This window comes from Bartonella sp. B12(2025) (assembly GCF_053795135.1).
This window is the reverse complement of the sequence record NZ_CP200031.1, coordinates 1188438-1213766: the sequence shown is the minus strand read 5'-3', so window position 1 is coordinate 1213766 and position 25329 is coordinate 1188438. Positions and strand designations below refer to the sequence as shown.

Below are 25329 nucleotides of genomic sequence, written 5' to 3'. Positions count from 1 at the left end.
TAAACCACGAGATTGGTGGATAATGAGGTTTCTGGTGAGTGGTTGTTTGTGTGGTTGGTTAGCAGTGGTGCCCCTCTGTGGGGTGGTGGTATTCTAACGGTGCTTATAGGGCTGAAATTGCAAAATATCCTTGGTGCGTAGGAGTTTGAAATAAAAAATTCTCATTCTAAAGGAACTTCTATAGAAGGAGCCTTTAAAAACACACATTACCTCTATTTATGCTCTTGAAAAAGCATTAAATATCCTGCCTATCCAGGCAAATACGCATTATCATCAAAAGATCCCTAGAACTTTGATATAGCGTTAAGATTTGTCTATTTTTTGATACAACAACTAAGTCTTGCCTTAATATGCAAATTGTTTATGCCATTTGCGTCTTATAAATCGAAAAAGCAAACGGATTCACCAACATTAAAAAATCCACTACCACCCATAAACCTGAATGGATAGTTGGATTTATCTAGGGATATTAGCCAAAAACGTTAAAAAATTGCATCATAATTTAAGTACGGATTTATATTCAATGATCCTTTTCTTGTGTGATGAAACAGAAACATTTTTGTCCTCTGCTTTAACTGAGTTCTTATCAAACCTTTGAAAAAGAGTTTCGCCCTTTTTGTTAACTTTTTCACTTTCAGCACTCGGATTTGATTTCACATATTCCTTGAGACGTCTTGTACCTTGCGTGTGTTTGTAAAAACTAGGTGGAAGATAATGATCTAACTTATCATAAGGTAACGGCGTACCCCGTTCACATAATACACCGCTAATATTATCTCTGTGCATTCTTTCTAATTTACTGGATTCGGTATAAAGCTTTTTGGCAAGAGCTAAACTAAACATTCCACATTCAGAGGCGCTTCGTTGAATATCCATTTCTACTATAGCAAAATGACAATTAGGCACTTGATGAGATTTAACGGCACTTTGTGTCCTTAATGCCAGCATCGCTGGTTGCATACTCTTAAGGGTTGTTGGTTCAAAAAATACCACGGACGTTTGGTCATCTATGGTTCTATGATCAATCACCGCAAAATGGATTCCTCCATCCTTTATGTTAATTATACATCTGGAAGATTGAACCCCGTCATCGATGGCTTTTTTCATTGAGTCAGCAAATTCGTGAGCTGTCATCGCGAAGCTAAGATTCATTCCTGGATATTTAAGGTTTGCCTGTTCCACTAAGGCAGGCATCATTTTAAGATCTGTGCTTGCATAATCAGCGTTCATCCAGTTTCCATCGACAATGTCAGTTTCTAAACCTGCAATAATATCCTTTAATTGTTCAGGACTGAAGGCAACATTTTCTGATTGATTGCCTTCTTGCATTTGTGATGAATGACTGGCGGTGTCTTTTAAATTTTGCGGTTTCATAATATTAATCTCCGTATTAATAATCGGCGTTAAATATTGTTTGTCTTAATTTTGGTAAAATAATGTTTTTCGTTGATTTCCTTAAATATTATTTTCTAAATTTTGGCAAAATAATGTTCTGCCTTGATTCCTTCTTTATCTTGAAAAGTAAGGGAACGAGGTTATGTTTTAAGTCTAAAAAAATTTTCGTAAGAAGATTTTCTAAACGAGAATTATAGATTTCTTAAAATCAAAAATCTGGATGTCTTCTGCATCTTCAAAATCTGTAAAATTGCAAGAAGCTTGAGTGCATTTGCAACTTTATCTTGGTGTTTTAAAATGAAAGCTTTGTATACTCTTTTTGCTTATCACGCTTTTATGCTGCATGGATAATAGCAAATTTTGCAGCATGCACATGTTTAAGATGGGTGCAGATCAGATGAAAAAACGCAGTGAATGGATTGTTTGGTCGAGGGTTTAGAACAAACAATTTGAAGGTGTTAAAAAATGGTATTCACAACGGTACTTTTGTTGCCATAATGCACATTGTTTTCGTGATAACTGCTTTCACCATTCCTTCCTTTTTAGAAAACGCTTTAATAACACATTTATCTAATTTCTTATTTTTATGGCCAATTATTCATTTGTTATTTAAAAAAATTGGTCTTACTCTTTCTGCTGAGAAAATCGTACTTCTCGCTGCTCCTTGTTCCTATTTGAAAAATGCCTCTCTTTAGATTCCATTGAGGGTTTTATCTCTTCTTGAATTCTAAGATTAACTGCCTTCTGGCCTTAAAGGACGAAGTTTCCCTCATTCCCATACCCTGTAAACAGGGTGGTTTCTCTCGGTAGATTCTTGCTACTTTATGTGATTCATTGCAGAGATTCTACGGACATCCTGCCCTGAATTCTCTATTCAAGTTTATTCTTCTATACTATTGATGCAAAAGAAAACTGAAATAAGACATAGATGCCATTGTATTTTTAATATACACGGACACGTCTTGCATCGCCGTTTCTAAGGACAATGCCTCACCGCATTTCAGGGAGAGGATGACAAAATTTGGATACAAAAAAACTTACTCCGCATCCGTCATTAAATACTATTTATCATATACTGTCAACAAAAAAGTGTGATCTTATGTTTTTATTTTAGCAAACCTACTAGTTATGCAACAAAGCTTGCTGTCTCAATTGGAAAGATTTTTCGGATGTAAAACAAGAACTGCTTTTCCTCTTTTTTAGAAAAGAGAAATGTACTGTTGCAAAGTTTAAACCATGAAGTTTGTTGCTGCATGAAGTTTGTTGCTGGTTGTGAAACTTTGAGTGCGGTGCTTGCTGGTAGGGTAGATCTTTTCTCTGATATTTTCAAAGCTCTCACGCTTCAATTTTGCAATGAATACTCAGGATGTCATTCCATTCATAGTCTAACACTGTGTGTATGGGGATAGAGTGCCTATTTACGCATGTGTGTTTTATCGGATGCTAATTCTTTGTTTAACCATTAAAATGTTTATGAAGCACATTAAGAATAATGCGCAGTGAACAGACAAGATAGGGGAGCGGTTGATCCTCTACAACAAGATATTGTAATGCGGCATGAAAGTTATGTTGGCGATGCAGGTGTTGTGCTTTTTTAATCGTTTCTTTCATGTTCTCATAGTGATCGGTTGCTCTTTGAAGCCATTGTTTTTGTGCCTTTTCATTTGATGCGTGCGTAAAATCATCATAATAGCCGTTTGGCAAACCTTTTGCACATAAATAGTCGTTTCTGATTTGTAAGTACTGCTGCGCAGTATCATATTGCTCTTTGCTGATGCCTGATGCATCCTGTTTATATCCAAGTAAGCAAAGTCGCCCAATATAAGAACTCGAAAGTGGATTTTTTGCTTCTTCTATGGTCAAGCCAAAGTGTTTAGCACGCATTTCAATCGTAGATTGAGTGGGAGATTTGTGTTGTCTTTTGGCACGTGAAATACGACCATTGGGTTCTCTTAGCTTTCCCGTTATTTTAGGTCTACCGCGTTTTTTATGCATTTTCATGAACCTACCGTTTGAATTAAAAAGGGCTGTCTCTTCAAAGGGACAGCGTCGTAAAAAGCACCCGAAAGAATGCTACAATTGAGGGGGCATAAGGGATAGTGGTTGCTGATGAAAAGCAAGGGCTGTAAAGTCGTTTTTTACTTCAAGTTAGAGTAATGCTTCTTGGATGGCACAATAATCCCTGTTGCAAGTTGTTTACCACCATTTTGATTTTGCCATTTACAGTTGATTATTTGCTTTCTACAGAGTTTTGAATGTGTGTTGAGAGATTGAAAAGAGCAACTTTTGCTAAATGCGAACAAGAAAATACAATGGCATTCCACTGTGTTTTTTGATGAGTTGTTTTATTTGCCTCTCTGCTCGAGGAGGTTTGACAGAGATTTTCAATCTCTGCTCTAGAAGTTATTGTTTTGCTGTTGGGCACAGTACCAAGATGCTTGATGCACATCACTTTGTTGAGCATATTTTTGTATCCCTTTTAAAGGAAAGTTTATCATATATTGAATAGAATAGGCCTTCAAAAAATAAACTTTTTCCCCTATTATAATACCACAACGTAGCTTATCGTTTCAAATGAAAATATCGATAATACGCTGAGAGTACAATATAAATAACAAAATTATCCGGTTATTCTTATCTCTTTTTGTATCTATCTTTTTCTTTTTAAAGTTATCATTTATAAAGGATAAATATAAATATGACCTTTTAATCTTTTCTGTTCTGTAGAAAGGCATGATCTTTATCATGAGATTGTTATAAAACTATGGAACATAATATTAAAATGGCTGTTTTATGGGTGAATATTCGTTTATAAATGGCGTATGCAGCCATGTTGAAAACATGTCACGTTACCTTTTGATAGAAATTTAAAAACTCTTTAAAATAGAGACTGAAAACTTTCATTTTTTCATGGAAAGATTATATCAGTATGTTCTTCATATCTCTATCACCATGGCTTTAAAAGGTCATGTTATATCACTTTCTTGCAAGATGATATGAGAGAGTGTAAACGAGTCGAGAATTGCGAATGCTGCCATTCTCTTTGTGTTGTTAGTCTTTGTGTCGGTATGTATTCTGGTAGGAACAGTATCTTTTTGGTGCTTTTGCTTTGTTGAGCGATGTTGAAACTTTGCAGTCTTACAGTCAAAGCTTTGCAGCAGGCGATCCGCCTGGCTTTGATGAAAGCATTAAAAAATCATCTTGGATATGCTGTTGTGTTGACTCAAAAAGTGGCAAAGATGGTGCAGCTTAGTTACAATTTTCTTGAACAGGTTGCAGAGAACTTGTCAGCTGAAGGTACAGTGGAAAGTTATCAGTATTTAGAGAGCCAGAGAGCCAGAGTTTTGCAATAAAAAAAGCTTACCATAGAAAAGCAGTCGATGCAAAAAACAAGAATTAAGGGCACAAAGATTCATTGTGTGCGGCGAGGAAAGGAAATAATGAGTGAAGTCAATGGGAAAAACTTCGCCACGATATTCTCTATATACAGGATGGTGAGTCACACTTTATGGATATAAAGATTGGTACGTAGAGCAATCAATTGTTAGGTACAACAAAGAGCCTAGAGAGATAAAAATAGTTCAAAAACTTAAGAAAAATGAAGAATAACAGAAAAACTTTAAAAGAGAATAGGCTAAAAGTTACTTGAATCTACAAAGTGGGAAAGTATAATCAATTTCAAATCTATCGTTATCCAGCCTGTGAAAAAAAGATTACTGCTTCATCTTTGATAAAAAACTGTTCATTATGTAGATGCAAGCATTATAGAATAGAGATCAGAAGTATATTATCGTTGATAAAAAGAAAAGCGAAGTAAAATCAAGGCCCCATCTTTGCCGGGACCTTTTCAATATTTAGCTTTGTAATATATTACAATGTATAGGCGGAGTCTTTAGAAATTGTTAGCTACCCTATCCTCTGTTCTCCGTAAAAAGCTGTTCTATGCAACACATAATAAGAGAACGCAAAAATCCAACTATTGCAGACAATAAGTTTTTTCCTTGTTGACATAAATCATCTATTCTTCTCTGTCTTGCTTCGCTATTATTGTGCGTTCCTAGTATATGCGATGCACCCAATGCACCTAAAGTTCCTAATGTGGCACTTGTTGGTTCAAAAAGCTGTAAAATATTTTCATCAACAGTATAGGGAGCAACAATAGGAGATGGTTGTTTATTAGTTATACGATCAGATTCTTGAATTGCAAGAGTTAAAGCACTTGTAACTGCACCTGCTATGAAAAAATATCTAATATTCATAGTTTTCCTCCTATATTTATTTATTAAAATAAATATCCAAAATGGATGATATATAAATTCACTTTAAATAACTATAGTAAAAATGCAACAATCACAAAAAAGAATAAATTTTGTCTACAATTTGACAAAATTTATTCTTAATTGACTCAATCAATTCTTTCAAATTCTGTTTTATGAATATGTAAAGTAAGGTTGAAGGTTTTATACATATAATCATTGCGAAAATGGGTGACAAAAATAATTGCTGGCAGTTTTCTTTTTTTGTGTCATGGCCAAGAGGCTCTAAAAGCGAAACATCCATATGAAAGAGCTGGGATGCATCCTGTGAGGGTTGGGATGCACTCCGTAAGGAGTTGGGTGCATCCTGTGAGGGTTTGGATGCACCCCGTGAGGGGGGATGGGGTGCATCCTGTGAGGGTTGGGATGCACCCCGTGAGGGGGATGGGGTGCATCCTATGGAGAGGGTTTGGATGCACCCTCCGTGGGAGGCATGTTTCGTGAGAACAATAGAGATAGCTAAGGAGATTTATATTTTCTGTATCTGATCTCGATTGACTATTATTATATTTGCTATGGATATTTATTTTGCATCCTCAATATTTGAGATGATTGTATGGTTAGCAAGTTGCTATAATGGCAAAAGAAGCTAAAAAAATCCGTAGTATAATTAGAACATTTTGATGCTTCTGTTTGGTTATTTCTTGTTTTTGTTTCATTTGCACAGGATTTATAACTTATGTTTTTATAAAGTGCTTTCGTTGCAGAAATAAACATAATGAAACAGTATATAGAGAAGAGGAGTTGTTGTTTTATTCTTAACTTATGCTGTGATATGTATTCTTAAATACATTTTATTCAAAATGTACTCTATAAATGATGTTTTAAAGTATTATAGGCAATAGGCTGTGGTTATGAAAAACACTTTTATTCTTTGTTAAAATAGAGTTTTAATGAAAAGAATAAGTCTGCAAATCTGTTTATGCGTCAGGAAAATGCTGAAAGTGATGCTGTTGGAGAATAATGGATAAAGGTTTGAAAGAAGATGCAAATTTTTGTAGGAGTGGAAGCACTTCAGTGAGCTTTATTTCCGATGGGGCAGCTTTCTGTTAGGTGGGAGTTGTTCGATAAAAGGACTCTGCATAAAGCAGAGCCGAATAGCATACTGAAATTAACTTTTATCTTTCTGCAAAAAATGGTTTTGCAAAGGTTGGATCACAAGGTTTGTTGCTGCTGAGAATGGTTGTCGGTGAGGGAGTCTCATGAAATTGGTTCCCAGTATTTCTTTCCGTTCTTCAGATCCATTTCGTGGGTGTTGCATTATCTCCATCGATGATGTTTTGTATCATTCAATGTTTCATGGGCTGTATGGTTGCTTATATGATGTCTCACTCTGCTGTCTTATTATTTTGGAGAGGGAGATAATTCAGAGCACTTACGGTTTGCGTATCCCCAATGAAATGCTAACAAGTCTAAACAATCTCGTAAATGATCAGCAAGAGAGTTTTGTTTACGTTTTGAGGAACTTAACTCTTTGATCGCTTGACCGTAACCAACAACCTGCTCAACGAGCGAATAGCCAAGAACACCAAGGTGAACCTTGATCGTTTTCAAATGATTGGATGCCTCTATTTGACGTTCAATGGGATGTGTGTAACCTTGGCTGCACCCAACCTTTTGACGTGTGTAATCAGGGCTCATATGGAGGTCAGCCTGACTTTGACGCCAGTAAATATAAAAGCGTTCTGCTGCTCTATATTGCGCTTTGCTGATATGCCCTTTTGCGTATAAAAGTGCAATGGGACGGCTTTGTACATTAATAATGGCTTTAACGGTGCGTGGGTTGTTGGAGCTTTCTGGATGGGTTTGCTGAAAATAAGGATTGCTCGTTTCAACAGGCACTTCTTGCGTTTTAAAATGGCCAATGTGGTGTTTCTCTTTATCTTGGCAGGAGAGAAGGGAAGTCTGTGTATTTCTTTTTTGTTCGCCTTTGTTTTCTCTTTTATTTTGATGGGTCATTTTATCTCCTCAAAGATTGTGGTTTGCTTATAAAAGAAATTGGATGCCGCTCAGGTATGCTCATGAAAAGAAGTTTTCATGCACGCTTCTTTTGGGACAGATGGCATCCTCGAAGATGGTGGTGTTTTGTCTGGATGCTCAAGATAACGACGTGAGGTTGAAGAGCGCTCAGAGGAACAGCGATAGCGATAGGTTTGTGGATCAAACCAAAGACCAATTTTGCCTTCAAAATCACCTGAACGTTGTTTCGCGATATTCATAATAACGCCTGGGCGTTTTGCTAAATCTGCTTTTTCTTTCATCAAAGATGCAGCACAAATTTTGTCTTCTAATGACCGATTACGCCAAATGGTGATGATGTTAAAAGCATTAGCACCAATTTCTGAGGCACCTTTAATATCTTCAGTCCCGGGGACATCTCTTTCTAAGCTGCCTTTGCGTGCATGGGCAACAAGATGAATGTGCACGGCGTTTAAAACAGCCCAATCAACCATTTTATAAACTGCTTGCTCTTGCCCAGCATAGTCATCAGAAGCGATGCCTAGCCGCATTAAACTGTCGATGATAAATTGATCGCATCCATAGCGCGCACGGCAATAGTCAAATACATCCAACAGTGTGTCGACGCTCGATTTACCAACATGCTCATAAAGAATAAGCCCATCATCTAAAAAATGCAGAATCTGTTCAATCATTTCTCTTGTTGGTTGTTCTAAGCCTCCTGTTTGTTTTGTTAAACGGCGTAAGGATTGTTCTCCTTTCATTTCCAGTGAAGCTAAGCAAAGACGACTCTTTTGGGCAATCCAATGCGGAATGCAATCTGATAATAACTGGCTTTTCCCAACACCACTCGCACCACTCCACAGCGTTAATTCTGCCGGACGGAAATGCAGTTTGCCGTTGAGTTTAGGGTAGGGAACTGTATAGCCAAGATGCTGTTCAGGCGTCGGCCAAAACAACCCTATGACTTGATCTTTATATTCTGAGGCACGTCGCAACCCTTTTGGTGCAAAACCTGTTGCTGACGAAAAGGCTGCTGCTATGGTGGCTGCATCAATGCCAGTGGTTAAACAATCATTGGCATCTTTACGGGGTAAGTGTACACGGTAGCAGCGGTGGCGACCAAGCCTGTTGGCAATTTCACATGCTGCTTCTTCACCTGGTTTGTCCATATCGGTGGCTAAAAAAATAGTTTCAAAAGATTCTAAATGATCAAATTCATTTTCAATCCAGTTGTGTTTGCCCCCAGTCCCTCCTCCAAACGGTACAGAAACCGCTGGATATCCATATGCAGCTAATGAAAGTGCATCAATTTCTCCTTCGGTGATGACAATTGTACGATTTGTCGAAGAAAAAGCTCTGTTTTTTGGGGGGGGAGCATGATTCGTAGGGGAAGGTACGCAGTCCGTGGAGGAAGGTGCGTGATTTGTAGGGCAAAGAGCTTGCCAGCCAAATAAAATCGGTTCACATTGCGCTGTTGTTGGTTTTGTTTTTGCTCCCGCTTGTGCAAGCCGTTCTTTTACCAAGGCAAGGGTACCGTTGGGCTTATAGAAGGGAAAAATGATTTTTTCGCCATCTTCCCCTATGCGGTAACGCTTTATAATCTCAAGAGGGATGCCGCGTTCTTTGTGCAGATAGGTTTTCACTAAATTTTGTGGTGTGCTCCCTGAAGGAGTCGGTGGACGTCGATAAGAACGGTGGGGTGCCATAAATGGTTTTGGACGTGTAAGATTGAGAGTGGCGCGGGCTTCTTCTAATGCTTGAGAGAGGCTGATTCCTTTTACTGCGCACCAAAGGTCTAAAAGGTCACCTCCACTGCCTTCCGCAAAATCATACCAAAGGCCGGCTTTACTGCCGCTCAAGCAGACCAATAAGCTTTGGCCAGCTTCACCGCGCGTGCTGCCAACAACCCAATCATTGCCTCGTCTGTGCCCCTGTGGGAGAAGCATTTCTGCTATCGCATCTGCTCGAGATGAAAGCTTCTGTTTGATCTCAAAAATTGTGCTCATGTTAATTTGTGTGGTAGTTGATAAGACTTCTGTAAAGAGCATCATTATCGCTGCAATGTGATGCTAGAGTGGAAGGAGAGGAAAAAACTGCACGCTTTTCCTGAGATTCTTTTATCCTCTCAATTTCACGACGAAACCAGTTGCGCCATGTGGCTTGCCAATCTGCTTTAAGTGCTTCTTTCCCGCTTTTGGCATGCCAGTAATCGCGAAATTTCTTTTCTTGCCAATGGGCTTGTTCTTTGCTCAAGCCTTCTGAAACCGCCGCTCGGATGTCTGCTTGCCAATCAGCAGGAAGAGGTTGTCCTTTGGGAACTGCTATGCGACTCTTGATTTTCTTTTTCGAGTCGGGTGTGTTTTTTGTCTTTGCGCTTAAGCTGGTAGGGGGGTCGATGCTTGCCATAAGGCTGGTAGAGCTTTCCGTGTTTGTGGGGGGGCTGAGAAGGTTCTCTGTCCTATCTTGTTCGCTGGATGTGAGGGGAGAACAGAGATTCGAAAATGTTGCCTCTTGCTCTCTCTTCTCTTCTTCCTTCGTCTTGATCAAAAAAAATTTCTTTTCTGAAACACCGTCAGGTGTTTCCTTTTCTTCTCCTTTCTGAGCTTCTAGATTTTGTTTATCATCTCTTGTACTCTCGTTGAGAAGCTGTTGAATCTTGTCATTGATTTTCTTGCGTTTTTTTGCTGAAGAACGTCCTGCAAAAGATTTCTGTTCAAGCAATTTTTCTCGCTCTTGAAATACATTTTCGCAACGCTTATTCCATAAACCTCCGGCTAAATTTAAGATCTTTCCTTCTTGAATCAGCATTTCTAAAACATTAACAAAAGTTCGCTTGTCACAACCGCAAAGACGCGCTAAACGTTCTACTGATAATTCTAGAGGACGACCGCGAGCATACATTTCGTTGAGAAGGATTGTGTAGATCCCAATTTCGTGTGCGCGCATTCCGCGAACTCCCCCTAGAAAATCATTTTGATACCAACAAACATAAGGAAGCCTAGACGATTCATAATGAGGAGTTTCATGTTGATTGGTGTGTTTCATGCTTCAATCTACTTTCTTCTTTTGTATATGTTTCTATTCACAATAAAACCGTGAACAGTGTTTGTATGCATTTATTGGTTTGTTATGTATTCGTTGGCATTCGATTAAAGTTTTTGTACTTTAAGTGAAGTGTTACGGTTTTGTTGCGGTTTGTTCTGTTAAATAACGGTTCTTTAGGTGTCTCTTTATGAAGTCTAACAAAATGATTGGGCGTGCTTGAGTGCGTGCGGCCTTACAGTTTGAGATTGCGTAGATGACAAAAGGATAATAGTACAATGCTTCTAAGCGCGTGGGCTTTCGGGGAGTACTTTTTGCATCCTTTGGGGTGATAAAGTGTTTTTTGACCCGAAAATGAACTTTTATCTCCCCTAAAAAGTAAAGTTTGTTCTCTTAATTTTATCCTTTTTAGAGGATAATGCAAGCCTGTTTTACAAAAAGGACGTGTTTTTTTTTAAAGACGCGCTATATGGTGAAACTATGAATATCGATGGTTGGCGTCAAAGATTAACTGTTGCACTTGAAAAAAGTGGTCGGTCAAAAAGATCTATTTCCCTTGCTGCTGGTAAAGGTGCAGGGTACCTTCATTCTATCCTTTCTGAAGGAAAAGAACCAACAATTGAATCTTTAGCGCGCATTTGTCACGAAATTAACATCAGTATGAATTATATCCTTTATGGACAAGGAGCGAGCCCTGAAGATAAAGAATTTATTGATCTTCTTTCAAAGCTTTCTCCCGAGGAGAGGCAAGCAATTTTGACTCTTTTGCGGCGACCAATTGGCGAAGCATCAAAATAAGATCTTTTTGTGTTTTTGAATCAAGAGTGCACCAGTATTGTATCAATTCTAAGTCACTCATTTTAGCTCTCCTGTCTGTTTGTGGTTGCGTTGAATAAGAACAAATAGAGAACAACACAAGAACATTCAGTGAACAAAATAGGACAAGTTTTTATTCACATATGTCGTTTGAGCGTCGTAAAGATTAAAAATATATCTGTTATTGAGGATAAAGTAATTGACATATCTCCCATAGAGGATATAAGACTAACGCTATATTTAGGCTTGTCAAGACAAAGCTGTGCTTTATCAACTGTCCAAAGGGGGAAAATCATGAAAAATATTCCATTCGTTAAAGAGGATGAAATGATTATCATTTTCTGTGAGGGTGAAAAGAGTGATGCCTATGAGGGACCGCTCGATCAAATCGAAGAAGTGCTCGAACTTGTTGAAGAATGTGAAAATGTTCAAAGACTCTTGCGCCTCGATCTCACAACACTTCATGCAGAGGATGTTAGCGAACAACTCGCTGATGTATACGTCGCAAATCATGAAATTGATGAACAAAATATGCAACTTCATCCATTCATTTTTAATAGCGATGCCTACCATGATTATTTAGATGAAAAAGCCGCACGCGATTATGAAGATAATCTCTATGGCTCTTACGAAAAACAGCATCGTTTGCGCCCGTGTGATGTATTGGCTGATTACTGGTGGTAAAAAATCATGGCAAGTTATCTTAAGACTTTTTATCGGGGGATTCCACTTTATTACGCTGGAAATGCTTACAACACAATCAGACTCGAACCACAAAAACACAATGCAGTACTCTTTACATCGCAGAAGGTTGCAGAGTGTTTTGCGAAAAATTTGGAGGAAGAATATCTCCGAAATGATTTTTCCGTCGTGCAACAACATGATTGAGAGGGGCTTTGAGCTATGCGTGTGAGGGCATAGACTTCAAGTGTTTTTTTTTCAATGAAGGCGGTAGGGCATACGGATCAAACTGTTTAAGGTGCTGTATGTCCCAGCTTTTCCGGGAAAAGGAAGAGTGTATTGGGGGGAAAGGTCGTGGGACGCGGGAAGGCATACCATGCCTAGGGGATGATTGAAGGGAGAAAGGTGAAGGTCTGCAGGAGAAAAGTTTCCATGGGAGCGAGAATGTGTATCTGGGGATAAAGGCATATGAACGAGAAAGAAAAACTGGTTGATGAGAGAGAGAAGAATCTTAGATCCAAAGAATCTTCGGTCACAAACAGAGGACAATGACCAGACATTTCTGTAAAGAATATGCAAAAAAGAGATAGCTTTTCATTCTCTTATGATGCGCAAAGAGTGCTTGCAAAATTCAGAAAAAAACAATCGACAGGCTTTCAAAGCAAGCAGAAGCGGCTTTTAATAAACTGTAAGAAAAAAGCTCAAGATTGATCAATTGCAAAATGATTCAAAAAGCCACGTACTTCAAAGAGTGGATATTTCAAGAGATCATGGGGGATGCTTCAATTAAAAAAAGCACCTCAAAGATAAGGGGAGATAAAATATTATGCCAATTATTGTTGATTGTGTTCAGGGAACACCTGAATGGCATCAAGCACGCAATGGCTTGATTACGGCGTCTTTGTTTGAAATGGTTGTTGCACGAAAAAAACAAGGACAAAAAACTTCAAAATATCATGCTGTTATGATGAAACTCGCTGGAGAAAGAATCACTGGAAAAACTGTCGATGAGGGGGCAACGCTTGCTATGCGACGCGGAACAGAATTAGAACCAAGTGCACGGCAGCTCTATGGTACACTCACCCATACAGAGCCTGAATGTATTGGATTTGTTCTGGCTGATGACCAAAAAAAAGGCTTTTCTCCCGATGCTTTTGTCGGAAAAAACGGACTGTTGGAAATTAAAACAAAAAAACCAGAAATTTTGATCCCTTATTTCTATCAAAGGGGTTTTCCAGAAGAACATAAAGCACAATGTCAGGGAGGTTTATGGATTGCTCAACGCGAATGGATAGATTTGATGCTCTATTGGCCTGATATGCCACCTCTGATTAAGCGCGCTTATCGTGATGAAGCTTATATCCGGAGGCTTGAAAATGAAATTAGCCGTTTTAATGAGGCCTTGGAGATCATGGTACAGAAAATTAAGAGTGCTGAAACAAGCTTTGGCGTGAGAATGGATAATGCCCTGGAGAGAGGAACAAAAGAAGCTTGGAGAAGAGCGGAGACTACGTTGGAGGAGCGTACAAGCGGGAGGCTTGGAGGAAGAACTGGAATAAGGTGTGGGAAGAAAAAGAGTAGAAGGGGATCCGTTCAGCATTGAAAATATGCAAAATACCTCAATAATGATGCCGCTAGGGAGCCAGAAACTTTTAGAAAAGGTATGGTGCCACAAGGGGGCGATGAGAATATTGTAAAAATACTGTGTGCAATGGTGCTGCGAGAGAGGATTGAACTCTCGACCTCTCCCTTACCAAGGGAGTGCTCTACCACTGAGCTACCGCAGCAGTTTTCAATCTTTGCGCGTCTTGTGCCATATTGTCATAAAATAGGCAAGAGAACATTTGTGCATTCTTGAAAGAAAACCTGTCTTGTGTCATGACATACATTTCTTATACAAAAGCCATGAGTTGCTTGAAAAAGCTCAAAAGTTCTCAAAAGGTTGCGCAATGACACAAATCTATCAAAAACAAAAGCAAGAAGAACTTAATCACCAAGACGAAAAAGTGAAACAGCGCCAAGAAAGATTGGCTAAACAATTGCGTCAAAACCTGAAGCGTCGAAAAGAGCAAAGTCGAAAAAGAGCGCAAACAGAGCTCTAAAAAATATTTTTTACGGTGTCTTTGCAACCAAACTTCTTAATGATTCGTTCTGGTATTTGGAATTCGTTTTGAAATCATAACAAAATAACTTCTCAAGGGGAAAATCTTTGGAAAGAAAGACGCAAAGGGAAAGAGGGAAAGCACTATGGATTCTATTCAAATTGTTGGTGGAAAAAAACTTGAAGGAACTATTCCTATCTCAGGGGCAAAAAATGCTGCATTGCCCCTTATGATTGCTGCTTTACTTACCGAAGAAACCCTCACTTTAGAAAATATTCCCCATCTTGCTGATGTTGAGCTGTTAATTCGTATTCTTAATAATCATGGTGTCGGATACGCTGTCGATGGACAAAAAGTCTACCACGATTGTGTGAATTCAAGAACAATCCATTTTACCGCTCAAAAAATAGCCACAACACGTGCACCATACGAACTCGTGAAAAAAATGCGCGCAAGCTTTTGGGTTATCGGACCATTGCTTGCACGATGCTTGGAAGCCTATGTTTCGCTGCCTGGAGGATGCGCTATCGGCACCAGACCCGTCGATTTTATCCTTGAGGGGCTCAAGACTTTAGGAGCCCGTATTGCTATCGAAAATGGATATGTACATGCTAAGGCTCCAAAGGGATTAAAAGGTGCTCACTACCGTTTTCCTAAAGTTACTGTCGGTGGAACACATGTTATGCTTATGGCGGCAACAATGGCAAAGGGAAAAACCGTTCTTGAGAATGCCGCTTGTGAACCAGAAGTCGCAAATCTTATTCGAACCCTCAACGCAATGGGGGCAAAAATAACCGGTGAAGGAACAGAAACACTCACCATCGAAGGCGTTAAAAAACTCAATGGTGCTAGAATACATGTCATTTCTGATCGAATTGAAGCCGGAACCTACGCAATGGCCGTTGCTATGACAGGTGGTGATGTGTTTCTCAAAAATGCAAACCATAACCATCTTACTCAAGTGCTCAAGGTTCTTCAAAAAACCGGACTCGATATTCAAATAGAACCTCAAGGAATTCACGTTAAACGAAACCCACGACAAACAAAAATAATGCCCGTGGACATTAAAACAGGGCCATATCCTGCTTTCCCAACCGATCTTCAAGCACAATTCATGGCGTTGATGACACGTGCTCAGGGAACTTCTCGGATCACTGAAACGATTTTTGAAAATCGTTTCATGCATGTTCAGGAACTTACCCGTTTTGGTGCTCAGATAAAACTTGATGGGCAGACGGCAACTGTCTATGGAACAGAAAATCTGCAAGGCGCACCAGTCATGGCTACTGATTTACGTGCTTCCGTCTCTCTTGTTATTGCTGCACTGGCTGCAAAGGGAGAAACAATCGTCAACCGCGTATATCATCTTGATCGTGGATTTGAGAAATTGGAAGAAAAATTAGCTCAATGTGGTGCTGTCATTCAACGTGTAACAGCCTAACCATCTTCAGCGCTCCCCTTCAATGGGGTATCTGGAGGTCTCTCTCTTTCTTAGAGGCAATGTTTGGGGACAAATTTTTCGGGAGCTTGAAGAAAAACTGCCAAAAAGAAACTCTTCAATAAAAAATACGCGAAGAATGTTACCAAAAATCTGGAATTTCAGGTTTTAAATGAGGCCCGATTCGTACCGACGAGATCTTTTTCGCTAAACCTGTGCGGTCTGAAAGCTCAACTGCTAAACCACAAAGTGTCGCAGGGCCGCACGCCGGCTCATAACGACCTTGCTTTTTCTTATAAAGAAAACGGTGTAAAGGTTCTTCCTTATCCATTCCAAGAGACGAGTTATAATCTCCACACATTCCCGCATCCGACAAATAACCGCTGCCGCCTTCTAAAATCTGTGCGTCAGCCGTAGGAATATGGGTGTGCGTTCCTACAATAACGCTGACACGGCTATCAAGAAAATGTCCAAAACATTGCTTCTCGCTCGTCGTTTCTGCGTGAAAGTCAAAAATAATCGCATCTGCTTGTTCCATCAAAGAGCACGCTAATAGAATATTTTCAGCGGTTTCAAACGGATCCTTCACCTTGCATGGCATAAAAACACTCCCCAAGATATTCGCAACAAGCACACGAGCTCCATTCTTTGCCGTGAAAATACCAGAACCCTTTCCAGGAGTTTCCTTAGAAAAATTGGCTGGGCGTAAAAAACGGTCGCTCTCATGAGCGTAGCGTAATGCTTCTTGGCACGAAAAAGCGTGATTTCCTGTTGTCACAACGTCAACACCAGCCATTAAAAGATCTTGATAAGTTTCCAGTGTGATACCAAAACCATTAGAAGCATTTTCACCATTCACCACAACAAAATCAAGCTGCCATTTTTTGATTAGCTGTGGAAGCTGTTCAAAGACAGCTGTACAGCCAGTTTTTCCAACAATGTCACCTAAAAATAAAAAACGCATAGGCGTTTTAATCACACTTTAGCGTTTTAAGAAACCTTTTTCTGTAAAAATTCCCTGCACAACCAGATCATGTTCTGTATGGGGAATGGATTCAACTTCCTGACACGAAAAACCTAAGCCCAATAAATTAATCCTATGCCCTTGTTTTTCAAGAACTTTAACAGTGCGATCATAATATCCCCCGCCATATCCAAGGCGGTGACATTGACTGTCAAACGCAGAAAGGGGAACAATAATAAAATTGGGTACAACAATTGCATTTTCTGCACTAGGTCCCACAGTGCCAAAGCGCATCGGCTCTAAGACTGTGCTCTGTGAAAATGCACGAAAAACCATGGTGGTTGAATCAATCACTGCTGGTAATGCTAAATCCCCACCACGTAACGCTATAGCATCAAAGAGAGGACGTGGATCTATTTCCGACTTGATCGGCCAATAGCCCGCCAGAATCATACGCGAAAAATCTTCCCCCTTCTGTTCAAGGCTATCAATTAAGTGGGAACAGGCGCGATGCGAAAAAAGAGCGCGCTCTTCTGATGAAAGGGCATCGCGATGGGATAAGCCTCTCTTCCGTAGTTGTGAACGAATCAATGAAGCAGACTGTTGGTGCTTTATGTTTTGTGTCATTATCTCTGTCAATTATTAAACTGTTGCGGATGCAACAAAATAAAGCCTTTTAAGCTGTCAAAAACTTTCACAAACCTCTTGAAAATATCACTGCGATTTGCTTCACGCAAAAAAGGAATATAATGATTTGCTTTTTATGCAAAAAATGAGTGATCCACAACAGCCGATGGAAAAAGCTGATCCCGGGAACCTACAAAAATAGGTGGGCGCCATATGAAAAAGCCCACGAGCTTTATCAGGGACAGCTCCCTTGGAGATCAATAAGGTCTCAGGAATATGTTATTTCCTGTCGAGAAGCGCAGAACACCCTTTCTCATTATAAAACAGTTTGAGATCTTCTTCTAGATATAAAATGACCTCGATTTTATCTATTTCTAATGCAATATTGAGGAGGAATGTTTCTGGAGGTGATCTTTCTCATTTAGAGGCTTTGGGGTGATTCTTTATCTAAAAGAATTTCAATACGCTTTTGAAGCTTTTGCATTTGTGGATAATATTCGAGAGCTGTTTTATAGGCTTTGATGGCAAGGTGTGGACGCTCCGTTGCTTCCATGGTAACTCCAAGCTCAAAAAATGCTATGTAATTGCGTGGTTCAAGTTCTAAAGCATGGTTAAGATCAAGCATGGCAAGTTTAAAATCACTCAGCTGAATATGAATCCAAGCACGCCTTACCCATGCTTCAGCATAGGTGGGTAAGAGCGCAAGAGCATTGTCGATGTAATCAAGGGCAAGACCATAATTGTCGGTGCTGATAGCATTTTCAGCCCACGACATTAAAAGATCAATCGTCTCACTACCAGATTGTGACCATAAACGCTGAAGTTGCTGACTTATCTTTTTTGCTTCACGAACATCAGCACAAAATTTCAATTCTTTGAGTAAGCGTGAAATTTCTGCCTCTTTGCGTTGTTTAGCTCTGTCAGCATGGAAATGGTGTGGTGAGTCAACATCTTCAAAAATGGTTGCTGTTGAATCAGATGTCGCCGGTGCTGAAGGAGGCTGGCTGGGTATTAGATCATCCAGCGGCAAAAGCAATTGTGGAGAGAGTGGATCGTGAGGTAGTGAAGGAGGACTTTGACCGTATCCAGTAGAAATTAAACAAAAACTACTGACGAGAAAAAACAAAAAACTTTGTCGGAAAACACAAAAGCTCCGCAATTGCAAAACCTTTAAGAAGACAAAAAAATTCATAAAAACAAGCCCTCAAACGATAAATTATCAAACAACGGACCTGTAAAAAACAAACTTTCAAGAGACAAAGAAGCCTTATGCTTGCAAAAAGCAAGCATAAAATATCAGCCTTGACGTGCTCTAAAACGTGGGTTCGTTTTATTGAGGATATAAATACGTCCCTTGCGACGCACCAAACGATTGTTACGATGGCGCTCTCTTAATGCTTTAAGCGAATTTTTAATTTTCATCATACTCACCGTTTATACATACTCATGTAACGCAATGTTATAACTTCAATATTGTAACCTTAACATTGCAACACACCACCACATTATATAACACCGTGTCATAATATCATGATTACATCAGAACATCATGTTACACACTTTTTCACTGTGATTGCAAAAAGAAAACATACTCTTAAGATATAAACGTACGTTAACATACTTAAATTAGCACAACGAATAAGTGAAAATTCCAAAAAAAACTGAGGCTCTTCTAACAAGGAGTCTTCTTCTTGTCAAGTGCGTATCCCCTACAAATTCTCTATGGTGCGTTAAATGGAAGAGAAAAAAAGATATGGGAAAATCTAAAGGTCTTTCATCTTTAATCAAATGATATGTAAACAAAGCGAGTCTAACATGGGTTACTAGAACAAGACGATATACAGAAAGGTGGTGATATTTTAGAGCTTGTGTTAAGTGTTATTTTGTTTGCATAGCCCCTTATAATGCTAACACTAGATTTTTAGCTCCATAGCGAGATTGGGGCTAAGAGTGGATCTTCCTTTAAAACTCTGAACATGTTACACAAGATATACCAAGTTGTGCAGATGTTTCAGCGATTGATAAATTAAGTGATGCGGTCACATCTTTATGTAAGAGTTCGTCAAAGTGGATAGGGCTTTTTATCATTGTTTACCGTTGCTTTGCAGTAATCAATTTATGCTAATATGACATCTGTACCGTTAAAGTAGAATATTCTGCGCTAATTTATATTCATAGAGACTAGATTAATATCTCTTGAAATTATCCTTTAGTGGGGGATCACTGGATGCCGTAGAAAGGGTGGGGGGACGGTGATATGGTTGCAAATATACTGAGAATAAGCCTTAATTTTTGAAAATGGTGGGATTTTGAAAATGGGTGAATTGAGTTCCTTGTGTTGTATCAATCAGTATTGTAGAAGGCTTCAAGATCTTTATAAATTTTATGACCATATATCTGTACAAAGTACAATGAAACTTGATTCATTGTAGCTAAAATCAAGTGTTTTTTCGTTAAATAGTGGGAGTGAAGGGATGACATTCATCATCATATCATGGCTTTATGTGCTGTATAAGGAGGGTAAAACAAACCGTTATGTTTAAGGATGCCGTGAGGCACTCTCATAAAAGAGGTTTCCTTGATTGAAGAAAAGTTTGTTAGGGTTTCGTTAAGCGCAGATCTGATGTCATGACTTAGAGAGGGAGACAGAGGGTTTGAGAAGTGGCAAGTCTCTCATTCTTGGTGAAATTACCAACAAACGAAGTGAGCTCTAATGAAAGAGTTCATATCATAAGAAGCTGTGTGAAACGCAATAAAAATACGCTGGTGCAAGATGCAATAAGAGTGTGTCATAAAATTGATTGGCATATATATGGTCGCCATGAGGTCTTCATAACTTTAAAGAAACGGAAAAAAATTCGGAATCAGGGATACTTTATGTGTGCCAAGAGGAGAGTTGGTATGCTGTGAAGGAAAACCTTGAAAAGATGTTTGGAGCTGGTTTTTGGAAAAGTGTTTGAGGTATCTTTGAGGAATGTGTTTGGGAGGGCTCTGAGAAAAAGCTCTTGAAAGCTGTTGTTTAGAAATGAAAAATGTTCTTGAAAAAATGCCGCAAAAGTCGCTTTATTGGCTTTTTTCTCTGTTCCTTGTGTGTGGAAGCGTTTTGTTGAGAGACACTGCTGTCAAGATTTGGTGACTGGTCCTGTTAATTGGATGACATGCCCCATTTTGCGCAGTGATTGAACAGAGCTTTTGCCGTATAAATGAACCGATGTGCGCTCTTGCGTAAGAAAATATTTGAAATCGTTCAAATTGTTGCCAAGAAGATTGGTCATCTGACAATTGCTGTGGCGGTATGTGCTGCCCAAGGGGAGGCCGCAAATAGCACGGATATGCTGTTCAAACTGTGAAGTTACGCACGCCTTTTGTGTCCAATGGCCAGAGTTATGGACGCGAGGAGCCAATTCATTCACTAAAAGACTACCATCTATTAAAACAAAAAATTCAATGCAAAGAACACCAACATAATTTAAGGCATCCATGACTGTTACGCTTATTTCTTGTGCAGCCTTCTGCACCTCAAGCGGAATATGCGATGGGACAAATGATTTGTGAAGAATGCCGTTTTTATGCTGATTTTCAGGACAATCATAAAAAATATGTTCCCCTTGCTTCGTGCGTGCTGAGAGGACTGAAATTTCCGATAAAAAAGGAATAATTTCTTCCAAAATCGAGGGTTGATCCTGAAAAGTTCTTAAGGCTTCGTCAAGGGTTTGCTCTTGTGGGTGATCCAGCAGTATCTGGTTTTTCCCATCATAACCAAGACGGCGTGTCTTCAAAAGACCACGCCCACCTAACGCTGAAAGTCCTGAACGGAGAGAAGAAGAATTGTCAACAGCATGCCATGATGCTGTGCGGACGCCCAGCCCATGCAAAAATTGCTTCTCAAAAAGTCGATCTTGCGTAATTTCTAATGCCTTGGAAGAGGGGTAAACACTTTTGGCTTTCTCTACATATTGAGCCGTTTGAAGCGAAAGATTTTCAAACTCATAGGTCACAACATCACACAAAGAAATAAAGCGATCTAATGCCGAATAATCATCATAAGCTGAAATAATGTGGTCATTTGCTGTTTGTGCAGCTGGGCAATCCGTTTCAGGGCAAAAAACAATCGTTCGAAATCCTAGCTCTGCTGCTGCTATGGCTAACATGCGTGCCAATTGCCCTCCACCCATTAAGCCGATCACGCTTTTTGAAGGCAACATAGTGGGTGCAGAAGAGGCATTAGATGCAGGGGATGCATTAGATGTAGAAGATACGTTAGATGTAGGGGATGTGTTAGATGTAGGGGATGTGTTGAAAAAGTGTTTCATTTTAAACCTTTGTTACAGGAGTGTGCGCAACACTGGCACTTTGTTGCTGACGCCAATCTTGTAACCGCTGTGCTAGATTATCATCGTAAACCGCCATAGCTGCTGCAGCTAAAAGCGCTGCATTAATAGCACCTGCTTTGCCGATCGCTAATGTACCAACTGGTACTCCTGCTGGCATTTGCACAATTGAAAGTAAAGAATCTTGACCCGATAAAGACGATGAGTGCACTGGAACGCCAAAAACAGGAAGTGGAGTGAGAGCTGCTAACATACCAGGAAGATGCGCTGCACCGCCTGCACCGGCGATCAAAATTTTAAAACCTGCCGTTTTTGCACCTTTCGCAAATTGGTAAAGTCGTTCAGGAGTTCGGTGTGCTGAGATAATATGCGAAACATGAGAAATCCCAAGACATGTCAAAATATCCGCGCTATGGCACATTGTTGGCCAATCCGATTGGCTGCCCATTAAAATCGCTACATCGCACGATTTTTTAGTCATTCTGCATCCTTTTCAAGTGTTCAATGCGATTCTTTTCCCTTATTCTTTAAGAGTTTTACACTCTCTTTGCAAAGTCAATTATATAGAGCAACAGTTTTTTCAATTTAGTTTTAGGGTAGGCTATAGTTTTCATAAATGTACTCTTTCAGAAGTTGAGTAAAACGGTGATGGATCTTTTTTTATATCAATGGTATTTTATGGCAGAAAATACTTTTTACAAAAAACTTAAGGGTGTGCATGCATAAAGCTTAAGGATCAAGCTCGTTTACTATGTAATGAAAAAACAAATATTTTTATGGAATGGTGTTTAAAACAAACTTTGAAATGAAAGTGAAAACTTTTCGTCTTGGTTTTAGAATAAGTAGTGCTTAGCTCGATTGATTTAGGAAAATGATCATGCGAATTCAATAAAAGTACTTCTGTTTTGACTTCCGATTTATTGCCATGGGTATGAGGTTTATCAAAATATATGATGAGAGTTTCAGGAGATCATTGGCGATAAATAATAGTTGCTGGGAGGGTGATGTTTGTAAGGTTTCCAGAAGGTTTCGTCATTTCTCGTTTCTCAAAAGAGAGTGCAAAAACATAAATATGCAAGAGGGATAACAATTTAAACCGTTGCTTGTAATGAATAAAGAAATTTTAGTGGCAAAAGCAAGAAAAAAATTAAGAGTGTTTATTGAAATAGATAAGATATAAAAATCTTAATCTTTAGAAAATGATTATTATTTTGCTCTTCAAATGATTCCTTTATTGTCAGGAGAAAATAGGCTCTTTTTCTTGTTAGGAAAGAGAAACAGGCGATCAAATGCTTTCGTTAATATTTGCTGTTCTTTTTTACAGTTATTTAAGGGTAACGAAATATAATGGATGAATTGTAAATAATGAGCCCACGGTCTCTTTTTTGCCCAATTTTGTAATATGTTACGCGTCAATAATTAAGGCGTTAATAATAGGAAAGGAGATTTTAAGCCATGTTTGTTCCATTTTTAATCGCTTTAGGTACAGCAATAACGGCTATATATGGCAAAAAAAACATAAGTTACGCCTTGTGGGCAATTTTGTTAGTTGTCATTCTTCTTACTTTTAATCATCACGCAACTTCTACTTTAAACCTGTCTTTTTGAGAGAATAGCCATGGAACGTGTTGAACAAAAAAATCCCCATTTCGTCGTATTTATGAATACTCTAGGGCTTATTGGGTTATCCATTGTCCTAGTAGTGGCTTTTTATTATCAATTGGTAAAGTTTGAACTACCTTGTCCCCTTTGTCTTCTCCAGCGCGTTGGCTTGATACTTGCAGGGTGTGGGTTTTTATTGAATATTCACCATAAGGTGAAAAATACCCATTATGGTATGGTTATTTTTGGTTGTATGGTAACCAGTATCATTGCTGCTCGGCAAGTGTTTTTGCATATCACACCAGATGACTTCGGATATGGTTCAACATTCTTTGGGCTGCATTTTTATACTTGGGCATTCATTATTTCAGTCCTTTGTATTTTTGCGGTTTCCTTTATCATGATTTTAAGTGAATTGGCACACAAAATTAAAATCTTTTCTCCTTTGCCAATGTTGAACAGAATGGCAAGTTTCTTGTTTGTGTTTTTGATTGCAGCAAACTTGATTTCTACTATACTCGAATGCGGAAGTGGCCAATGTAGCGATGATCCCGTAAGATATGAGCTGTTATCAGGTTGGTTTTCTTCTTCGTCTTAAAGAGTCTTTTCAATGAGCTATATTTATAATTTAAAGAGGCGGAAATATTGAGAATCCTGCCTCTTTTTTTGAAAAAATTTAATCTGGACTTTTAATCTCTTATGCAGAGTCTAGCTTTCATCAGCGTGTTCGATTGATCCCATGATTCTTCGCCACAAAGAGCATTGTGGAGAGCTAAAAACTTTTATTCTCAAAAAACTTGATGATAATTTTGTGTGAGAAACTCTTTAGGTTAAAATCTCTGCCTTTAATAAGAAAACTTTCTCTGAGTTGTAAAACAGTTTTTCTCTTGCTGCTTTTTAAAATTCTATATTAAAGGAAACTATTCATTTTAGCACTTATAAAGTGTTTTAAGACTGCTGAAGTGTTGGGTTTTAAATTTAGAAAGTTATTGCTAAATTACTTTCTGTGAAGGCTCGTTTTCAATGAACAAATCTCTTTTATTGTGCAGTTTTTTCTGATCCCTCAATGCTTCGTTAGTTTGTAGATGCGGCAATAGAGTGTGTTCTTTTCCGCTTTCGTGTTTAAATTCTATTTAAGCTTTTGCTTTAAAGGGAAAAAATATTTTAATGATGCTTCTTACGGTAGCAACAGGGAGGACAAACAATGTGTCTCCATTATTTTGATCGTGTCCTCCTAAAAAAACATCAAACACAAGCAACTTTAAAGTGTGTAGAATGTGGTGGTGCTGTTCATGTTGATAATGATGCATTTCATATTTTAAATATATTGTTGATGTGTGTGCTCTCTGGTTGCTCCCAATTTTATTCACAACGGTAGTTGTGGATGCTACTAACGTAAAATCCATTGGGTATTACCATCTTTATGTTTATGAAGGTGTAAGCTGCATCATCATTCTATTGTCAGCTCTTAATTTTGCGACTGTTTTTGCATTTAGACGGTTTATGAGAGGTATATTAAGTTTGTTCTCAAACAGTTTTTACCCAAACGCTCATTCCACTTTTGAACATGCAAGTAAACAGTTTTTATTGATTTATCATAAGAGAGCTTGAAATGAGAAAATCTTTAAAGAGAAGCTATAGGAGTTAAAAATTGCCGTTTCAGCTTAAAGACAGCCGTTTAAAGTGCTCTTGTGTCATACGCTTTTCACAGATTTGCTGTTTTTCTGTAAAATTGTAAAAGCATAAAAATGTGAAGCTGTAAAAGGAAATGCAGAAAAGTTATCTATTATGAATGCTTCTGTCAATGCAATGAACGTGTTGGTTGGAGGGTTCGTAAGGGGGATGAAGAATGCGCAAATAAGTTGAAGATGGCTGAAGAAAGGTGAATGCGTGGCGCAAAAGCTGAGTTGAAAAGAGCGTTGGAGAATGCTCAGACGAGTTCATCATGGATCTGCTCAAAAGGTCATGTTAACACATCGGATAAAACTTTTTGAGAGCGTTGGTGAATAAACATAAAAAGAAAAACCTTTTCCCTTTCGTTGAATTCTTGTTC

At 38.8% G+C, this 25329-nt stretch carries 22 protein-coding genes, 1 tRNA gene and 1 other RNA gene; 10 read left to right on the top strand and 14 right to left on the bottom strand.

Going from position 1 to position 25329, the window contains the following annotated elements:
- The first annotated feature begins 15 nt into the window (after positions 1 to 15).
- Positions 16 to 141 carry a hypothetical protein gene (locus tag V3564_RS05370; protein ID WP_455480555.1) on the top strand — a complete coding sequence of 42 codons (126 nt, stop codon included), beginning with the start codon at positions 16 to 18 and terminating at the stop codon, positions 139 to 141.
- Positions 142 to 495: 354 nt separating this feature from the next.
- Here V3564_RS05370 and V3564_RS05365 read toward each other — a convergent pair whose 3' ends face one another.
- Together V3564_RS05365 and V3564_RS05360 are read right to left on the bottom strand one after the other, a co-directional pair.
- Positions 496 to 1374: a YopJ/AvrA family T3SS effector serine/threonine acetyltransferase gene (locus V3564_RS05365; protein WP_455480554.1), complete on the bottom strand. Its 879-nt coding sequence runs from the start codon at positions 1372 to 1374 to the stop codon at positions 496 to 498.
- Positions 1375 to 2850: 1476 nt separating this feature from the next.
- Entirely contained in the window at positions 2851 to 3396 is a 546-nt protein-coding gene (locus V3564_RS05360) for a hypothetical protein (protein WP_455480553.1), read from the bottom strand.
- Between the two features lie 1118 nt (positions 3397 to 4514).
- On the opposite strand from V3564_RS05360, the gene V3564_RS05355 reads away from it, so the two are divergent.
- A complete protein-coding gene (locus V3564_RS05355) occupies positions 4515 to 4748 on the top strand; it encodes a hypothetical protein (protein ID WP_455480552.1) in 234 nt (77 codons plus the stop codon).
- A gap of 558 nt (positions 4749 to 5306) precedes the next feature.
- On the opposite strand, the gene V3564_RS05350 is transcribed toward V3564_RS05355, so the two are convergent.
- The 4 genes from V3564_RS05350 to V3564_RS05335 form a co-directional block, all read right to left on the bottom strand.
- Positions 5307 to 5654, bottom strand: coding sequence for a hypothetical protein (locus V3564_RS05350; protein ID WP_455480551.1), 348 nt, complete (start codon positions 5652 to 5654; stop codon positions 5307 to 5309).
- A gap of 1401 nt (positions 5655 to 7055) precedes the next feature.
- Positions 7056 to 7670 (bottom strand): hypothetical protein, encoded by a 615-nt coding sequence (locus V3564_RS05345; protein WP_455480550.1) that lies wholly within the window; start codon positions 7668 to 7670, stop codon positions 7056 to 7058.
- Between the two features lie 50 nt (positions 7671 to 7720).
- Entirely contained in the window at positions 7721 to 9679 is a 1959-nt protein-coding gene (locus V3564_RS05340) for a toprim domain-containing protein (RefSeq protein WP_455480549.1), read from the bottom strand.
- Between the two features lies 1 nt (position 9680).
- Positions 9681 to 10718, bottom strand: a complete 1038-nt coding sequence (locus V3564_RS05335; protein WP_455480548.1) for a YdaU family protein — start codon at positions 10716 to 10718, stop codon at positions 9681 to 9683.
- A gap of 477 nt (positions 10719 to 11195) precedes the next feature.
- Between V3564_RS05335 and V3564_RS05330 the strand changes: the two genes are divergently transcribed.
- The 4 genes from V3564_RS05330 (at position 11196) to V3564_RS05315 (ending at position 13815) form a co-directional block, all read left to right on the top strand.
- Positions 11196 to 11513, top strand: coding sequence for an XRE family transcriptional regulator (locus tag V3564_RS05330; RefSeq protein WP_455480547.1), 318 nt, complete (start codon positions 11196 to 11198; stop codon positions 11511 to 11513).
- 312 nt (positions 11514 to 11825) lie between these two features.
- The gene (locus tag V3564_RS05325) at positions 11826 to 12215 is read left to right on the top strand and encodes a hypothetical protein (RefSeq protein WP_455480546.1); all 390 of its coding nucleotides are present in this window, start codon (positions 11826 to 11828) and stop codon (positions 12213 to 12215) included.
- A gap of 6 nt (positions 12216 to 12221) precedes the next feature.
- The gene (locus V3564_RS05320) at positions 12222 to 12419 is read left to right on the top strand and encodes a hypothetical protein (protein WP_455480545.1); all 198 of its coding nucleotides are present in this window, start codon (positions 12222 to 12224) and stop codon (positions 12417 to 12419) included.
- A gap of 619 nt (positions 12420 to 13038) precedes the next feature.
- Positions 13039 to 13815, top strand: coding sequence for a lambda exonuclease family protein (locus tag V3564_RS05315; protein WP_455480544.1), 777 nt, complete (start codon positions 13039 to 13041; stop codon positions 13813 to 13815).
- Between the two features lie 109 nt (positions 13816 to 13924).
- Here V3564_RS05315 and V3564_RS05310 read toward each other — a convergent pair.
- A tRNA-Thr gene (locus V3564_RS05310) sits at positions 13925 to 13999 on the bottom strand.
- Between the two features lie 162 nt (positions 14000 to 14161).
- Here V3564_RS05310 and V3564_RS05305 point away from each other — a divergent pair.
- A complete protein-coding gene (locus tag V3564_RS05305; RefSeq protein WP_455480543.1) occupies positions 14162 to 14314 on the top strand; it encodes a hypothetical protein in 153 nt (50 codons plus the stop codon).
- A gap of 145 nt (positions 14315 to 14459) precedes the next feature.
- Entirely contained in the window at positions 14460 to 15755 is a 1296-nt protein-coding gene (murA, locus tag V3564_RS05300; RefSeq protein ID WP_455480542.1) for a UDP-N-acetylglucosamine 1-carboxyvinyltransferase, read from the top strand.
- Positions 15756 to 15894: 139 nt separating this feature from the next.
- Here murA and V3564_RS05295 read toward each other — a convergent pair whose 3' ends face one another.
- The 7 genes from V3564_RS05295 to purE form a co-directional block, all read right to left on the bottom strand.
- The gene (locus V3564_RS05295) at positions 15895 to 16716 is read right to left on the bottom strand and encodes a TIGR00282 family metallophosphoesterase (RefSeq protein ID WP_455480541.1); all 822 of its coding nucleotides are present in this window, start codon (positions 16714 to 16716) and stop codon (positions 15895 to 15897) included.
- A gap of 18 nt (positions 16717 to 16734) precedes the next feature.
- Positions 16735 to 17343, bottom strand: a complete 609-nt coding sequence (locus V3564_RS05290; RefSeq protein ID WP_455480540.1) for a 5-formyltetrahydrofolate cyclo-ligase — start codon at positions 17341 to 17343, stop codon at positions 16735 to 16737.
- A 147-nt stretch (positions 17344 to 17490) separates the two neighbouring features.
- A non-coding RNA gene (ssrS, locus tag V3564_RS05285) (6S RNA) lies at positions 17491 to 17651 on the bottom strand.
- Positions 17652 to 17764: 113 nt separating this feature from the next.
- The gene (locus tag V3564_RS05280; RefSeq protein ID WP_455480539.1) at positions 17765 to 18535 is read right to left on the bottom strand and encodes a tetratricopeptide repeat protein; all 771 of its coding nucleotides are present in this window, start codon (positions 18533 to 18535) and stop codon (positions 17765 to 17767) included.
- 104 nt (positions 18536 to 18639) lie between these two features.
- Positions 18640 to 18765, bottom strand: a complete 126-nt coding sequence (gene ykgO / locus V3564_RS05275) for a type B 50S ribosomal protein L36 (RefSeq protein ID WP_455481462.1) — start codon at positions 18763 to 18765, stop codon at positions 18640 to 18642.
- A 1700-nt stretch (positions 18766 to 20465) separates the two neighbouring features.
- Complete coding sequence (locus V3564_RS05270; protein ID WP_455480538.1) at positions 20466 to 21656, bottom strand: 5-(carboxyamino)imidazole ribonucleotide synthase; 1191 nt, start codon at positions 21654 to 21656, stop codon at positions 20466 to 20468.
- A gap of 1 nt (position 21657) precedes the next feature.
- Positions 21658 to 22155 carry a 5-(carboxyamino)imidazole ribonucleotide mutase gene (gene purE, locus V3564_RS05265; protein ID WP_455480537.1) on the bottom strand — a complete coding sequence of 166 codons (498 nt, stop codon included), beginning with the start codon at positions 22153 to 22155 and terminating at the stop codon, positions 21658 to 21660.
- Between the two features lie 974 nt (positions 22156 to 23129).
- On the opposite strand from purE, the gene V3564_RS05260 reads away from it, so the two are divergent.
- Together V3564_RS05260 and V3564_RS05255 are read left to right on the top strand one after the other, a co-directional pair.
- Positions 23130 to 23282, top strand: coding sequence for a DUF5993 family protein (locus tag V3564_RS05260; RefSeq protein ID WP_455480536.1), 153 nt, complete (start codon positions 23130 to 23132; stop codon positions 23280 to 23282).
- Between the two features lie 10 nt (positions 23283 to 23292).
- Positions 23293 to 23874, top strand: coding sequence for a disulfide bond formation protein B (locus V3564_RS05255; RefSeq protein ID WP_455480535.1), 582 nt, complete (start codon positions 23293 to 23295; stop codon positions 23872 to 23874).
- The last annotated feature ends 1455 nt before the right edge of the window (positions 23875 to 25329 follow it).

Bases quoted from the DNA above. Each gene is read 5' to 3' on its own strand.
- V3564_RS05260 (WP_455480536.1), top strand. From the start codon at position 23,130: ATGTTTGTTCCATTTTTAATCGCTTTAGGTACAGCAATAACGGCTATA.
- V3564_RS05355 (WP_455480552.1), top strand. From the start codon at position 4,515: ATGTTGAAACTTTGCAGTCTTACAGTCAAAGCTTTGCAGCAGGCGATC.
- V3564_RS05360 (WP_455480553.1), bottom strand. From the start codon at position 3,396: ATGAAAATGCATAAAAAACGCGGTAGACCTAAAATAACGGGAAAGCTA.
- V3564_RS05325 (WP_455480546.1), top strand. From the start codon at position 11,826: ATGAAAAATATTCCATTCGTTAAAGAGGATGAAATGATTATCATTTTC.
- V3564_RS05280 (WP_455480539.1), bottom strand. From the start codon at position 18,535: ATGAATTTTTTTGTCTTCTTAAAGGTTTTGCAATTGCGGAGCTTTTGT.
- V3564_RS05320 (WP_455480545.1), top strand. From the start codon at position 12,222: ATGGCAAGTTATCTTAAGACTTTTTATCGGGGGATTCCACTTTATTAC.
- V3564_RS05365 (WP_455480554.1), bottom strand. From the start codon at position 1,374: ATGAAACCGCAAAATTTAAAAGACACCGCCAGTCATTCATCACAAATG.
- purE (WP_455480537.1), bottom strand. From the start codon at position 22,155: ATGACTAAAAAATCGTGCGATGTAGCGATTTTAATGGGCAGCCAATCG.
- V3564_RS05340 (WP_455480549.1), bottom strand. From the start codon at position 9,679: ATGAGCACAATTTTTGAGATCAAACAGAAGCTTTCATCTCGAGCAGAT.
- V3564_RS05345 (WP_455480550.1), bottom strand. From the start codon at position 7,670: ATGACCCATCAAAATAAAAGAGAAAACAAAGGCGAACAAAAAAGAAAT.
- V3564_RS05290 (WP_455480540.1), bottom strand. From the start codon at position 17,343: ATGACACAAAACATAAAGCACCAACAGTCTGCTTCATTGATTCGTTCA.
- V3564_RS05315 (WP_455480544.1), top strand. From the start codon at position 13,039: ATGCCAATTATTGTTGATTGTGTTCAGGGAACACCTGAATGGCATCAA.
- V3564_RS05335 (WP_455480548.1), bottom strand. From the start codon at position 10,718: ATGAAACACACCAATCAACATGAAACTCCTCATTATGAATCGTCTAGG.
- V3564_RS05255 (WP_455480535.1), top strand. From the start codon at position 23,293: ATGGAACGTGTTGAACAAAAAAATCCCCATTTCGTCGTATTTATGAAT.
- V3564_RS05295 (WP_455480541.1), bottom strand. From the start codon at position 16,716: ATGCGTTTTTTATTTTTAGGTGACATTGTTGGAAAAACTGGCTGTACA.
- murA (WP_455480542.1), top strand. From the start codon at position 14,460: ATGGATTCTATTCAAATTGTTGGTGGAAAAAAACTTGAAGGAACTATT.
- V3564_RS05350 (WP_455480551.1), bottom strand. From the start codon at position 5,654: ATGAATATTAGATATTTTTTCATAGCAGGTGCAGTTACAAGTGCTTTA.
- V3564_RS05330 (WP_455480547.1), top strand. From the start codon at position 11,196: ATGAATATCGATGGTTGGCGTCAAAGATTAACTGTTGCACTTGAAAAA.
- V3564_RS05270 (WP_455480538.1), bottom strand. From the start codon at position 21,656: ATGAAACACTTTTTCAACACATCCCCTACATCTAACACATCCCCTACA.
- V3564_RS05305 (WP_455480543.1), top strand. From the start codon at position 14,162: ATGACACAAATCTATCAAAAACAAAAGCAAGAAGAACTTAATCACCAA.
- ykgO (WP_455481462.1), bottom strand. From the start codon at position 18,765: ATGAAAATTAAAAATTCGCTTAAAGCATTAAGAGAGCGCCATCGTAAC.